This is a genomic window from Pseudoalteromonas sp. FUC4 (assembly GCF_008370255.1).
In the GTDB taxonomy this organism is placed as follows: Bacteria; Pseudomonadota; Gammaproteobacteria; order Enterobacterales; family Alteromonadaceae; genus Pseudoalteromonas.
Window position 1 is genome coordinate 205,036 of the sequence record NZ_SEUI01000004.1, and the last position, 13,000, is coordinate 218,035.

At 39.6% G+C, this 13,000-nt stretch carries 13 protein-coding genes; 6 read left to right on the forward strand and 7 right to left on the reverse strand.

Going from position 1 to position 13,000, the window contains the following annotated elements:
- Positions 1 to 64 precede the first annotated feature (64 nt).
- Entirely contained in the window at positions 65 to 1,222 is a 1,158-nt protein-coding gene (locus tag EU510_RS13160; RefSeq protein WP_002957728.1) for an ROK family transcriptional regulator, read from the forward strand.
- A 74-nt stretch (positions 1,223 to 1,296) separates the two neighbouring features.
- On the opposite strand, the gene EU510_RS13165 is transcribed toward EU510_RS13160, so the two are convergent.
- The 3 genes from EU510_RS13165 to coaBC form a co-directional block, all read right to left on the reverse strand.
- A complete protein-coding gene (locus tag EU510_RS13165; protein ID WP_149593865.1) occupies positions 1,297 to 4,065 on the reverse strand; it encodes a prolyl oligopeptidase family serine peptidase in 2,769 nt (922 codons plus the stop codon).
- A 140-nt stretch (positions 4,066 to 4,205) separates the two neighbouring features.
- Positions 4,206 to 4,793 (reverse strand): nucleoid occlusion factor SlmA, encoded by a 588-nt coding sequence (gene slmA, locus EU510_RS13170; RefSeq protein WP_004335558.1) that lies wholly within the window; start codon positions 4,791 to 4,793, stop codon positions 4,206 to 4,208.
- Positions 4,794 to 4,904: 111 nt separating this feature from the next.
- Entirely contained in the window at positions 4,905 to 6,098 is a 1,194-nt protein-coding gene (gene coaBC, locus EU510_RS13175) for a bifunctional phosphopantothenoylcysteine decarboxylase/phosphopantothenate--cysteine ligase CoaBC (protein WP_149593866.1), read from the reverse strand.
- 144 nt (positions 6,099 to 6,242) lie between these two features.
- On the opposite strand from coaBC, the gene radC reads away from it, so the two are divergent.
- The 3 genes from radC to rpmG all read left to right on the forward strand — a co-directional run bounded on the left by radC (position 6,243) and on the right by rpmG (position 7,595).
- Complete coding sequence (gene radC, locus EU510_RS13180; protein WP_149593867.1) at positions 6,243 to 6,917, forward strand: RadC family protein; 675 nt, start codon at positions 6,243 to 6,245, stop codon at positions 6,915 to 6,917.
- A gap of 274 nt (positions 6,918 to 7,191) precedes the next feature.
- Positions 7,192 to 7,428: a 50S ribosomal protein L28 gene (gene rpmB / locus EU510_RS13185; RefSeq protein ID WP_016708423.1), complete on the forward strand. Its 237-nt coding sequence runs from the start codon at positions 7,192 to 7,194 to the stop codon at positions 7,426 to 7,428.
- A gap of 11 nt (positions 7,429 to 7,439) precedes the next feature.
- Positions 7,440 to 7,595, forward strand: a complete 156-nt coding sequence (rpmG, locus tag EU510_RS13190; RefSeq protein ID WP_004335545.1) for a 50S ribosomal protein L33 — start codon at positions 7,440 to 7,442, stop codon at positions 7,593 to 7,595.
- Between the two features lie 448 nt (positions 7,596 to 8,043).
- Here the strand turns inward: rpmG and EU510_RS13195 are convergent, their stop codons facing one another.
- Positions 8,044 to 8,970, reverse strand: coding sequence for a manganese-dependent inorganic pyrophosphatase (locus tag EU510_RS13195; protein WP_101216007.1), 927 nt, complete (start codon positions 8,968 to 8,970; stop codon positions 8,044 to 8,046).
- 118 nt (positions 8,971 to 9,088) lie between these two features.
- Here EU510_RS13195 and EU510_RS13200 point away from each other — a divergent pair, with 118 nt between their 5' ends.
- A complete protein-coding gene (locus tag EU510_RS13200) occupies positions 9,089 to 9,604 on the forward strand; it encodes a hypothetical protein (RefSeq protein WP_149593868.1) in 516 nt (171 codons plus the stop codon).
- A complete protein-coding gene (gene mutM, locus EU510_RS13205; RefSeq protein ID WP_149593869.1) occupies positions 9,604 to 10,413 on the forward strand; it encodes a bifunctional DNA-formamidopyrimidine glycosylase/DNA-(apurinic or apyrimidinic site) lyase in 810 nt (269 codons plus the stop codon). Before EU510_RS13200 ends, mutM begins: the two co-directional genes overlap by 1 nt.
- A gap of 86 nt (positions 10,414 to 10,499) precedes the next feature.
- On the opposite strand, the gene EU510_RS13210 is transcribed toward mutM, so the two are convergent.
- The 3 genes from EU510_RS13210 to EU510_RS13220 are packed head-to-tail and all read right to left on the reverse strand — an operon-like array spanning position 10,500 to position 12,999.
- A complete protein-coding gene (locus tag EU510_RS13210; RefSeq protein ID WP_149593870.1) occupies positions 10,500 to 11,000 on the reverse strand; it encodes a DUF3299 domain-containing protein in 501 nt (166 codons plus the stop codon).
- Positions 11,001 to 11,014: 14 nt separating this feature from the next.
- Positions 11,015 to 12,304, reverse strand: a complete 1,290-nt coding sequence (locus EU510_RS13215) for an ABC transporter permease (protein WP_149593871.1) — start codon at positions 12,302 to 12,304, stop codon at positions 11,015 to 11,017.
- Positions 12,301 to 12,999 carry an ABC transporter ATP-binding protein gene (locus EU510_RS13220; protein WP_149593872.1) on the reverse strand — a complete coding sequence of 233 codons (699 nt, stop codon included), beginning with the start codon at positions 12,997 to 12,999 and terminating at the stop codon, positions 12,301 to 12,303. Before EU510_RS13220 ends, EU510_RS13215 begins: the two co-directional genes overlap by 4 nt.
- Between the last annotated feature and the right edge of the window lies 1 nt (position 13,000).

Here is a 13,000-nt window from a genome sequence, read left to right on the forward strand (position 1 = left end):
CCCACTTGTTCTTTATAATGGTTTCACGTAATCTTGTGCTCCAATTTTGTTAGGGTTAATAGCTATGTTTTCGTTAAACAACAGTAACTTATTACGCTCTGGTTTTGAGCTTGGAAAAGGCGAAAAACTATTTCAAGATATTGAGCGCGATATTATAAAAGTGGTGTTTTGGGAAAAGTGCGTAACTCAAAGTCATATTGTGAGCGCAACTCGTATTCCACAGCAAACTGTGTCGCGTTTACTTAAGTCGTTAACCCAACACGGTGTAATTGTACAAACTGATACGCTAATACCTAATAAAAAAGGCAAACCTGGGTTTGGCATTGCCCTTAATCCCGATTACGGATTTACCTTTGGCTTAGCTATTTTGCTTGATGCTATTTCGCTTGCTGTAATGGACTTTACGGGAAAGGTGGTTTACACCCATATGCAGCTAATGTCGGATATGAGCATTAATAATGTGCTTAAATGTGCACAAAAGCTGGTGGAAGATATAAGCGCAGAGCGCGATATTCCGAGTGAAAAAGTACTGGGGATGGGCGTGGGGATCTCTGGCTTTTTTAGCTCAATGGACGGTAAAATGAATACCCACCATATGCTAGAAGAGTGGTCGCAGGTTGATATTATCGATATTGTGTCGCAGCATTTTCAACTCCCTACTTGGGTTGTTAACGATGCAACAGGCGCAGCTGCAGGCGAGGGCGTTGCAGGTATTGGTCGTGAGTACAAAAACTTTGTTTATATGTTTGTATCGGCCGCATTTGGTGGTGGTATTGTAAATAATGGCGACGTACTGCGCGGTACATACGGAAATGCAGGTGAGCTTGGCGACATGCTACCGCCTAAATTATATGCCCACCCTAATCTTGAATTATTAAAACGTATTTTGAAAAAAAATGGCGTAGCGGTTACTTCTATTTACGACCTGCATGACAACTTTGACCCCGATTGGCCAGGCGTTGAAGAGTGGCTGTTTAAAGTTCAAGACTCATTTGATTTAGTGGCAACCTGTTGCTCTGCATTATTAGATGCTGAAGCGATTATTATTGGTGGCCATATTCCAAAAGAGTTGGCTGAAAAGGTTATTGCACGTACAGAGGTTTATGCACAATTTAGACGTGGCGCTAAACGCCCTATGCCTAAGTTGGTGGTATCTAATATTGATAATTTTCCGGTATCAATTGGCGCAGCCACATTGCCATTTAGAGAATTGTGTTTGTAGGGTAAAAAACACACATTTTAAAAACAAAAAAGCCGATATTGTTTATGCAATATCGGCTTTTTTGTTTGGGTTACTTACTCTTCAACGAATGCCTCGCCTTGTGTCATCCACTTTGCAGCTGGTTTGCCTTTTAAGTAATGATCAAAGTATTGCATCATACGCACTGAAAAATCGACCTGATTAGGAAACTTTTTCAAGTGGTGTGGTTCACCCTCGTATTGTAAAAATGTAGCGTCTTTTCCTGCACGGCGTAGTGCTAAATAATACTGCACGCTTTCATGCCAAGGCACTGCATCATCTTTGTCGCCAGACATGATTAAAATAGGCGTATTAACTTTGTCTGCAAAAAATACTGGTGAGTTTTCTATGTACAGCTCTGGTGCTTCAAATAAGTTTTTACCTATACGGCTTTGCCCTGTTTCGTATTGAAATTGACGTGCAAGACCCGATTTTAAACGTATGCCACTGTAAGCACTTGTCATGTTTGATACTGGCGCGCCAGATACAACCGCTTTAAACATATTTGTTTGGGTTATCATAAACGCACTTTGATAACCTGCCCAAGAGTGACCTTGTAAGCCTATTTTACCTGGGTCGGCTATGCCTAAATCTATTAATTTTTGGGTGGCGTTTATCATGGTTTGCGTTGACGATTTACCTGGGTGACCTATTTCAAAACGAATGTCTGGTAAAAATACTGCATAACCGTTTGAGGTAAACATAGGGAAGTTAGGGCGATGGTTTAATTCCATTTTAGGAAAATCAAACATACGCTGGCTCATGTAACGGTAAAAATACACAACCACAGGCACTTTATCGCCTTTTTTATAGCCCGCAGGTTTTATTAGTACGCCTTGTAAGTCTTCGCCATCAAAACCTTTATAGCTTATCAGCTCTGGCTTTTCGCCCCAGGCAAAATTACTAATTTGTGGGTTTAGCGTGGTCACTTGTTTTGGTGCGCTAAAGCTAAAATCTGTTTGGTAGTAATCAGGAAATTGATTATAAGTTTGCTCGGTAAATATGTATTTATCAGCCTTTTTAGCTTTTTTAACCATATCAAAGCGTTTATTACCGCTAAGTACCTTAGTTAGTGTGTTAGTGGCTAAGTCGAGCTTTGCAACTTCGCTTTGTTTAGTTTGTAAGTTAATTGCAGAGACAAGTAATGTATCGCCTTTTTTAAAGCCTACTTGGGTTTTATCAAGCTTAATAATACGGTACTGCGTATTGCTTTGTTTACCATTAGTTAAGCGTTTAGCTTGCTGCGTTTTTACGTCAAATGCCCAAATATCGTATTTACTATAAGCAAGCACTTGGCTGCTATCGAGCATCCAACCAGCAAAACCATAACCAGGTTGAGTAGATGGGTAGTCGTGTTTATCATCAGCAAAGGTTGCCTGAATCGCTTTTGTAAGCGGTGTTACTTTATTATTTTTTAAATCTTTTAGCTGTATTTGGCTATCGTTAAAATAAGCCGCAAATTCACCATTTGGTGCAAGGCTTGGTCTAAATGGGTAGTTGCTAATAATGGGTGTTTGCTTACCTGTATTTATATTTACTGCAAAGTAATCAGCAAAAAAACCGCCGTACATTATTTTTTCTAGGTAGGGAATGTTTGATGAGCCAAGTAAAGATACATCTCGCTGAGGGTTTAGTGCAACCTCAGGCATATTAGTGGTACTTAGCTGTACCACTTTTTGCGAGTTAACGTGATATACCACACTGTAATGGCGATTTTTATTAACTTCGTTCCATTGCTGCTCTTCACGTGGTTTTATTTGCGCATCGTTGTTGTGCCATACATCTAAACCTTTGTGTTCACGAATTGTGTCAAAATCGTATAGTGAGGCTTCATCGGTATATTCTTTGGCTTTTACTTTAGCTGCTAATTTTGGATGGTTTTCAAAATATAAACGCTCGCCATTTTCTGACCATTCAAGGGAGGCTGTTTTACCTAGGGTCCATGTTTTATTAGGTGAGGCTATTGTTGAAAGTTTATCGTTTTTATATAGCTGTAAAGTGTAGCTTCGGCGGCGCGTGTCATCATTTACATAATTACCCAGTGTAAACGCTGCAATATTGTCAGTTGGGTGCCACGCTATTTTATTTGCGATTACGCCCGGTTCATCAATTAATACGCTGCAATTAAAGTCACTTAGCTCAATTAACGCTATTTGGTTGTTATTACCATCGCTGTAACTTTGACTCACTAATAGCTGGCTGTTAGTTGAGTTAATAGCGTAGCTAAATACGTTTTCTATTGTATGGGTGCGTTTATCAGATAAATTTACGATAACAAGCGCATAGCTCTTATCTTTTTTATCGGGCGTGATAGCGTTATCTTCTTCGTTTTTAGTGCTATCGGTTTTATCGTCTACTTTTGCGTCATCGTCTTTTTTATTCAAACGATAAGCAAGCCACATTCCGTCATCTGATAACGTGTAATCTTTTACATCAGCAAAGCTTTGTTGGGCACCTGATTGTGTGTTTACGAGTACCAGATTGTTTTTAAGAGTGTCTTTTTTTTTGGTTGTTTCTTTTTCAAGTAAGGTAGGTACTTGTGTAAAAGCGACCCAGTTAGCGGCTTTATTAATATGAGGCTTAGTGCCGCGTTCTACTTCTGCGATGAGTGTATTGCTTTGTAGTGAGTAAACTTGGCCAGTTGCATTTCCACGATACGGCGTTGCACTAAAAGTGAGTACTTGACCATTGTCAGACAGTTGTGTGCTTTTAGCTGATTTAAAACCAAATACGTCTTTAAATTGCAGCGATTCTTTAGCGTGTATAGCGGCGCTAGTTAAGCTGGCAATGAGTGCTGTGCTTAATAGGGTGAGTTTTGTTTTCATTATTGATTCTCGTATTATGACATTGTTTCATTGTAACGAGTTTGGTTCATAATTCGAGCGGATCAGATAAATGGCAGCTATATACGACAAAACGACCCGCAGGTCGTTTTTTAGTATTCAATTTATTAATTTAGCAAACATTACAGCCAAATTTTTTGTAGCTCAAGCCATTGCTTTTCAAATTGAACACTTGGTTTGGCTTTAAAATCACTACGTACAAACTGATTCATTTTGCCTTCAACGTAGGCAAGCAAAAAGTTTGCAAGTGTAAGCTCATCACTTTGAAAGTTTTTACCCTCACGTAATTTGCGCTCACGAAGTACTTGTTTAAACTGAGTTTCTAGTTTTTCAAACAAGGTTTGTACACGTTCACGTAAACGTTCCTGCTCACCTTGCAGAGCATCGCCCGTTAAAATGCGAGTAATACCTGGGTTTTTTTCAGCAAAGGTTAGAAGTAATAATAGAATGTTATAAATGCGCGTTTGGCTTTCTTTTTCGTTTTCAATAATAATATTTATACGAGATAAAAGGGTATCTTCAATAAACTCAATTAAGCCCTCAAACATACGCGCTTTGCTCGGAAAATGACGATATAGCGCAGCTTCAGACACACCCACCTCAGCAGCTAGTTTTGCTGTGGTGATGCGTTGTCCTAAATTAGTTTCTAACATTTGTGCGAGTGCTTGCAGTATTTGCTCTTTGCGATTACTTCTTTTTGTCGCAGGCATGAACATTCCTTTTTATTAGTTATTCTTAGTGGCGCAGTTAAGAACCCTAGTCATTTTTTGTTCAAATGAATGGCGTATGTTAATGTTTTATTCAGTTTGTTTCCAGCCTTTTTATAGATGTTTAGCCAGCTGTTCGATCACCTTGCGAGCTATTTCTATTTTACTTGTTGTTGGTAATTCTAGTTGTTCATTGTGCCAGTACAGTGTTAAAGCATTATGATCGGAATTAAACCCTAAGCCACTTTTTGATACGTCATTAGCGCAAATCATATCTAGATTTTTATTTTGTAGTTTACCTTTAGCATAGCTTTCTACATTTTGAGTTTCGGCGGCAAATCCAACCGTATAGGGGCGGTTTTGTGTAAGGTTTGCAATAGCTGCAATTACGTCAGGGTTTTTAGTTAAAGTAAGGGTAAGTTCGTCGCCTTGCTTTTTCATTTTTTGAGTCGCAATGTTTGCAGCTCGATAGTCCGCAACAGCAGCGCAACCTATAAAAGCATCTGATTGTGGTGCATAGGTAAGTGACTCAGTTAATAGCCCCTCAGCGCTTTCTATATTGATAAGGTTTACACCAGTAGGGACTTTTATAGTGACAGGACCCGAAATTAAATTAACCTTAGCACCGAATTGCAAAGCAGCTTCTGCCAGTGCATAACCCATTTTTCCAGAGCTGTGATTAGATATAAAGCGTACCGGATCGAGAGGCTCTCGCGTTGGGCCTGCCGTTATTGTAATTGTTTTTCCTGCAAGTAATTGCGGTTGCTCTTTCGCTGTACATAGTGCAACTAGCTCATGTGGCTCTAGCATGCGTCCAGCGCCTACATCGCCACATGCTTGCTCACCTTTACCTGGGCCCCAAATAAGTACGTTACGTGCTTTTAATGTGGTCAAATTTGCTTGCGTAGCTGCGTGTGCATACATTTGCTGGTTCATGGCTGGTGCTATGGCTACTTTTGCAGGCGTTGCTAGCAATAGCGTTGTTAGTAGGTCGTCAGCAATGCCTGCTGCCATTTTAGCAATAATATTGCAGGTAGCTGGAGCAACTAAAATTAAGTCAGCCCATTTTGCAAATTCAATATGCCCCATTGAAGCTTCAGCAGAAGGGTCAAGTAACGAGTCAGAGACTGTTTCTCCACTAACAGCTTGCATGGTCAGTGGTGTAATAAAGTGTTTAGCTGATTCAGTCATAACTACTTTTACTTCACAACCAGCGTCTTTTAATCGCCTAACGAGTTCTGCACATTTATAAGCTGCAATACCGCCGGTAATACCTAGTACAATTTTTTTGTTTGTTAAGTTAGTCATGGATGTTCATCAGTTTTTATTAAATATTGGGCTTAAAATAACAAATCTTTACCCGTACAGCGAAGTTTTTTAATTCGAAATAACAGGCTAAATTTTAAATTTGCATTACATTTATAAGACACTTTCGCCTCTCAAGGATGAATAATGCAACTTACTTCACTTCCAAACTCACTTCGACCTCGTGAAAAATTGATCGCAAAAGGAGCTAAAGCGCTTACTGATGCTGAGCTCCTTGCCATATTTTTACGAACAGGGTTACCAGGAATGAATGTAATTGAGTTGGCTCAGCATCTATTAAACGAGAATAAAACACTGCATAATTTGTTTAATGCCAGTATTGAAGAGTTTTGCTCTCAAAAGGGGTTAGGGACCGCTAAATATGTACAGCTACAAGCTGTGTTAGAGCTAAGCCAGCGCTATATGCAGGAGCGTTGCCAGCGAGATGCGGTATTTAATTCGCCAAACTCAGTTTATGACTACCTAACAATTCAAATGCGAGGCTTGCAACAAGAAGTATTTATGGTGTTATACCTAGATAGCCAAAATAGATTAGTAAAAGATGAAATACTTTTTTATGGCACAATTAATTCTGCCAGTGTTTATCCGCGTGAAGTGGTAAAGGCTGCCCTTAAAAATAATGCAGCCGCTGTTATTTTTGCACATAATCACCCAAGTGGTATTGCAGAACCGAGCCAAGCAGACAAACTTATTACGAATAAATTGCAGCAAGCACTGCAATTGGTCGACATAAGTGTGCTTGATCACATCATTGTTGGTGGGGAAGCGTGTGTTTCGTTTGCAGAGAGAGGCCTTATTTAGCTTTGTTAGATACAGAAGTGTGTTAAAAATGAGCTGTTTAACGTATTTTGGCAAATTAGTTTAATTTAAATGCAGTTTTTACTTTCCCTAAGGGCATTCGATCTTTATAATTAGCCGCTATCAAATTTACATATATGAGCTGATTGGATAGATCAGTGTTTGATCTTTGCCTGTAAAAGCTGTATAAAGAGCGCCCTTCGATTTATCTCTAGGGCGGAAATACACGGCCTTAGATTAAATTAAGCTCGAGCGAAGTTATTGGAGATATATAGACATGTCTAAAGTATGTCAAGTTACAGGTAAGCGTCCTGCGGTTGGTAATCACCGTTCACACGCGAGAAACGCGACTAGACGTCGTTTCCTACCTAACCTACAAACACACCGTTTCTGGGTTGAAAGTGAAAAACGTTTTGTAACATTACGCACTACTACTAAAGGTATGCGTATTATCGATAAAAAAGGCATCGACACGGTTCTTACAGAAATCCGTGCTCGCGGCGAAAAAGTTTAAGGATCTGAATCATGCGCGATAAAATCCGTTTAGTTTCAACTGCCGGTACTGGTTTTTTCTACACTACTGACAAAAACAAACGTAACATGCCTGAGAAGATGGAAATCAAAAAGTTTGATCCAAAGATTCGTAAACATGTTCTTTTTAAAGAAGCTAAAATTAAGTAATTTTATCTCTTTTAGAATTTAAAAACCCAGCTTAGGCTGGGTTTTTTGTTTTTTAAAATATGATTAGGGCGTGTTAATCGTTGTGGATTGAAATTTGTTCAACCTAGGGGCACAATTAAATCGCGGCGCGAGGTTTGTAACCTAGTGGGCTAAGTAAAAATCGAGCAAAGCTTCCGCGTCCTGCTTACGCCCCTTACCTACGTTCATGTAGGCGACAAGGAGTTAATTGTCCCTAGAAAGAACCCACCGGGCAGCGCATGTTTGGCATTTATGCTGCATTATCGCCTATTTATGGGGAGCAACCACGCACGATAGGCTCTGCCTTGCCTTAATACCAACATGCTGCTGCAAATTCAACCACCAAAAAACAACACGCCCTAACAAATTGACATAAAAAAACCTCGTTGGCATAACCAACAAGGCTTTTAAATTAATTAGCGAAAACACATTAGATTTTTGTGAATGCATCTTGTAGTGGTGGTACTACTTGCTTTTTACGGCTCAGTACACCATCTAACCATACTTTATCATTCTCAGGTTTTACACCGTAAGCCTGCTCAACTAAGTTTGCATCGTCAGATACAATTAGCATTTCTGAGCCTTCTTTCATTATATCGGTAAGCAGTAAAAATACAGAGTGGCGGTTGCCCTCAACTTTTAGCTTAGCAATATCGGCTGCAAGGTCTGCTTTAATATCGTCAAAAACAGCAAGGTCGATTACTTCTAGTTGGCCAATGCCTACTAGGTTTCCGTTCATGTTGAAATCTTTAAAGTCACGCATTACTAAATCACGTGCTGGTGTGTCTTCTACCGCAGATTTAACGCGGAACATATCCATACCAAGCTCTTTAAAGTCTTCGATGCCTGCAATTTCAGCAAGCGCTTCAACACATTTAATATCGGCTGTGGTACATGTTGGCGATTTAAATATAACGGTGTCGCTTAAAATTGCACACATCATAATACCCGCGATGTCTTTAGGGATTTCTACGCTGTAGAAGTCGTACATCATTTTAATAATGGTGTTTGAACAACCAACAGGACGAATCCAACATTCAAGCGGAGTAGATGATGTTAAGTCACCTAATTTGTGGTGATCTACCACGCCAACAACGCGCGCTTGGTCGATATCATCAGGTGCTTGTGTTTTTTCTGTGTGATCTACAATATACACATCTTCACCCGCGTAGCTTAATTTAAGCTCTGGTGCTTCGAAGCCAAATTTATCAAGGATAAATTGAGTTTCAGGTGAAATTTCACCAAGACGAGTTGGAATTGCTGGCTCATCGATTTGGTTTTTTAAATAAGCCAGTGCAATTGCACCACAAATAGAATCTGAATCTGGGATTTTATGGCCCACTACATACATAGACATTGACGGAACTCCTTTAAATTTGCCAATATTCTAACAAAGTCTGCGCCCTTTAACATATAGACAGTGCAATTAAGTTTTAGTTACACTTTAAAATCTTGAATTTACTAGGTGTATAAATATGCGACTGGGCCGTAAAGGTTGGAACAACGTTATAATATTTTCGATGTTGATTATGATCTTCTTTTTAAATGGCTGGCATAAGCAACTTTTTGGAGGGGAGGATAAACAAACATTACAAGCTGTACTCCCCCAGCAAAGTTTTGTACTGACACTGCAATTTGTTGATCAAAAAATTGAGCGCATAGGAACAAGTTGGCGTACAACACCACTACAAAAAGATATACCGCTTGTGTGGCAAGCATCTGAGCAGCAGCTTAGTGATTTAGTTAACCAATGGCAAAGCGCGGCGTTAATGGGGGTTAATGAGTCTGTTGTTTTTAACCCTAATGCACCTTTATACGTTGCTACATTTGAGTTAGCTGGCGAAAGTATGCCGTGGGTTTATTTGCTCTACAAAGGCGATGGGCAATATTATTTACTCGAAAAGAGAAGCCAGCGAATACTCGCACTCGATTTAAAAACTGCTCAGCAGTTATTTCCTAGTTTTGATTTTTCACAAAGTGAGTCTAATTAATGCCTGAATTACCAGAGGTAGAAGTGAGCCGAATGGGCATCACTCCCCACGTACAAAACCAAGTTGTTACTAAGGTAAATATTTACAATGCCAGTATGCGCTGGCCAGTGCCCGATGACGTGTATCAACTTGAAGGGCTAGTTGTTACAAGTATTGAACGACGAGCTAAATACTTACTTTTACACTGTGAGCTTGGCAGTACTATTTTACATTTGGGTATGTCAGGTAATTTACGTGTTGTAGATAAAAGTGAGCCGCTTAAAAAGCATGACCATGTAGAGTTTATTTTTGGCAACGGTAAAGCACTGCGCTTAAACGATCCTCGTCGCTTTGGTTGCTGCTTATGGCAAGAGCCCGGTGAAGTGCATAAGCTACTCTCTAAGCTTGGTCCTGAGCCGCTTACCGATGATTTTTTTGCTAAACGCGTGTACGAACAATCGCGCAATAAAAAAGTACCCGTAAAGCAATTTATTATGGATAACGCAGTGGTGGTTGGTGTTGGTAATATTTACGCGAATGAATCGTTATTTAAAGCGGGTATACATCCAAAGCGAGAAGCGGGAAAAGTATCGCTCAAACGTTATCAAGCACTTATCCCTATTATAAAAGACACGCTTGCTGCGGCCATTATGCAAGGTGGTACAACGCTTAAAGACTTTGCACAAAGTGATGGTAAGCCCGGGTATTTTGCTCAAGAGTTATTAGTATATGGGCGCAAAGGCAAGCCATGTATGACGTGCGAAAACGAATTAGAAGAAATTAGATTAGGGCAACGCAGTACTATTTTTTGCTCAAATTGCCAAAAGTAGTTATTTAAATATTTAGTTATTTGAATTTTATCGATTCTAAATTTAATGAGATTTAAGGGGCCAGCTTTAAAAGCGGGCCCTTTATTTTAAAGCTCAAACGGTGCTACACCGACTGCTTTCATTTTATATCCTACCTGTGCGATTTCGCCCGACCATGTTTCTGTGCTTATTATTCCGGTTACAACGATTGCGTCGTACAGACTATCTATAGGCACACCACCTTTAATCGTTACATGGATTATTTGATTTGGCGGTGGTGGTGGTACGTGTATACAGGCGCCAAAATAAGGCACGAGTAAAAACTCAGTAATGACTTCGCTATCGCCCTCAAGTGGCACAACAAAACCTGGCAAACTTACCGATTGACCATCAAGCGCTTTTACCACTGGTGCATCTAAATCAGGTTGCACCCAGTTTTGATCGCTACCTTCGTGATTAGCTTGTGCTTGAGTGTCTATTTGCATATGACCTTTGGGAATTAAGTCTTCCCAAAAAATTTCTTTTGGTGGATTGGCATAGCTCGCTACGCTTATAAATAATAAGCTAATAGCTGCAATGTATTGAAAAGCTGTTTTAAAAAATGTCATAAAATACCTAAAAATTATGCTTTTATACTCATGCCATCGCTGAGTGAATAAAAATAAGCGCGAGTAGCGGGTATTAAGCCAATAATAAAACCTGCGGCCATAATAACCCCGATTAAGCCCAGTTCATAGTAAGAGAGCATTGTGATATTTACGCTTATACCAGCATGGCTTTGTAAGTAACCGCCAGCTGAAAAAATAACTAAGTAATAAAGCGCACTACCTACTAGGCAACCAAGTAAAGTTGTCAGTAATGACTCAATACTTATAAGTGTAAATAAATGCCAAGGGCGAGCGCCTACTGAGCGCAATATAGCAAGTTCGCGACGTCGCTGGCTCAAGTTTGCAAGCAATGTCGTTAACATGCCAAGTAAGCTTACTAACACGACAACAGCTGAGAATAGCAATAGTATTTTTTCTACTATGGCGAGCATTTCCCATAACTCTTTAAGTGTTACGGTTGGCATAATGCCAAGTAAGGCTTCTTGCTTATATTGATTTATATTGCGCCTAATTTGTAATGTGTACAAAGGCGAATTAAATCCCATTAGAAATGCTGTAATTTGCTTTGGATGACCAACTAGGTTGTTATGTTCGTCATGCTCATGCTCATGCTCATGCTCATGCTCATGCTCATGCTCATGCTCATGCTCATGCTCAAGGCTCGCTTTACCGCCGTGAATTAAATCGATTGCAGCCAAAGGAATATGCAGCGTTTTATCAACTGGCGTGCCTGTAGGGTTTAAAATGCCGACGATTTTAAATGGATTATCGTCATGATGATGAAAACTAGTATTCCCCATGCCGTGCGATATAACAATAGAGTCGTTAAGTTTGTAGCCTAACTTATTAGCGACTTCACTACCTAGCACCACTTCGTTAATTGCGGCAAAAGGGTGGCCTTTGTTAAAGGTTAAATTTTGTTTTTTTGCAAAGCGATAATGGCTAAAGTAATCAAATGTTGTGCCTAGTACCGCTTGGCCTTTATGGCTGTCGCCTAGGCTTATAGGTATGCTCCACTTTACGCCTCGCTGACTTGTTATGTATTCATAACTTTTCCAACTTACGCCGTTATTAGTATGGCCAATTCTAAATACCGAAGAAAGCAGCAACTGTATGTCGCCGGTACGCGCACCCACAATTAAATCAGTGCCCGAAATAGTATTACTAAAACTACTTTTAGCATCAATTCGTACACGTTCAATACTCAAAAGTAGCATTACACTAATTGCGATAGTAAATAATGTAAGCAGTACACTTGCGCGGCGATTTAATAAGCTTTTGTAAGCAAGTTTAGCGATGATCATACCTGCTCCTGCAAATTTATAAGGTCAATGGAGCGGTTAAATAAAGGCTTTAGTGTTTCATCGTGGCTCACAAATACCAGCGTACTATCAGATAACTTTGCTTGTTTAAACAGTAGCTTTATAAAGTTTTCACGATTATTTGTATCGAGTGCTGATGTGGGCTCATCTGCAATTATTATTTCAGGGCTGCCTATAAATGCACGAGCGGCAGCAACGCGCTGTTGCTGTCCAATACTAAGCTCTGCTACATCCTTATGATGATACTGCGCAGTAAGCCCTAAAGCATTTAATAATCGTATGGCTTCTTGTTGTAAGGCAGAGTTTTTATTTGATGATTGCTTTAATATTTTTTGTTTTCGGCTTTTTGAAAACTCACACCCAAGCGTTATATTTTCAATAGGAGTTAAATAAGGAAGCAGGTTAAAGTTTTGAAAAATGTAGCCAATGTGATCCGCTCTAAAAACATCACGGGTGGTATTGCTTAATGTAGTTAGGTTTTGTTTTAAAATTAATACCTCACCGCTAGTGGCTGTATTAATGCCAGCAAGAATCGCTAATAAGGTCGATTTACCTGAGCCACTAGGGCCGTGTAAAAAAATATGCTCCCCTTTTTCTATAGCTAACTCTTTTATGTTGAGCGTGAGTGAGCTATCGCTTTTATGCCACTTAAAAGTTACGTTTTTCAGGTTTATCATT

Excerpts from the sequence above, each read along its gene's own strand:
- EU510_RS13200 (WP_149593868.1), top strand. The coding sequence starts at position 9,089 with ATGCGACTGGGCCGTAAAGGTTGGAACAACGTTATAATATTTTCGATG.
- coaBC (WP_149593866.1), bottom strand. The coding sequence starts at position 6,098 with ATGACTAACTTAACAAACAAAAAAATTGTACTAGGTATTACCGGCGGT.
- rpmG (WP_004335545.1), top strand. The coding sequence starts at position 7,440 with ATGCGCGATAAAATCCGTTTAGTTTCAACTGCCGGTACTGGTTTTTTC.
- slmA (WP_004335558.1), bottom strand. The coding sequence starts at position 4,793 with ATGCCTGCGACAAAAAGAAGTAATCGCAAAGAGCAAATACTGCAAGCA.
- rpmB (WP_016708423.1), top strand. The coding sequence starts at position 7,192 with ATGTCTAAAGTATGTCAAGTTACAGGTAAGCGTCCTGCGGTTGGTAAT.
- EU510_RS13195 (WP_101216007.1), bottom strand. The coding sequence starts at position 8,970 with ATGTCTATGTATGTAGTGGGCCATAAAATCCCAGATTCAGATTCTATT.
- EU510_RS13160 (WP_002957728.1), top strand. The coding sequence starts at position 65 with ATGTTTTCGTTAAACAACAGTAACTTATTACGCTCTGGTTTTGAGCTT.
- radC (WP_149593867.1), top strand. The coding sequence starts at position 6,243 with ATGCAACTTACTTCACTTCCAAACTCACTTCGACCTCGTGAAAAATTG.
- mutM (WP_149593869.1), top strand. The coding sequence starts at position 9,604 with ATGCCTGAATTACCAGAGGTAGAAGTGAGCCGAATGGGCATCACTCCC.
- EU510_RS13165 (WP_149593865.1), bottom strand. The coding sequence starts at position 4,065 with ATGAAAACAAAACTCACCCTATTAAGCACAGCACTCATTGCCAGCTTA.
- EU510_RS13220 (WP_149593872.1), bottom strand. The coding sequence starts at position 12,999 with ATGATAAACCTGAAAAACGTAACTTTTAAGTGGCATAAAAGCGATAGC.
- EU510_RS13210 (WP_149593870.1), bottom strand. The coding sequence starts at position 11,000 with ATGACATTTTTTAAAACAGCTTTTCAATACATTGCAGCTATTAGCTTA.
- EU510_RS13215 (WP_149593871.1), bottom strand. The coding sequence starts at position 12,304 with ATGATCATCGCTAAACTTGCTTACAAAAGCTTATTAAATCGCCGCGCA.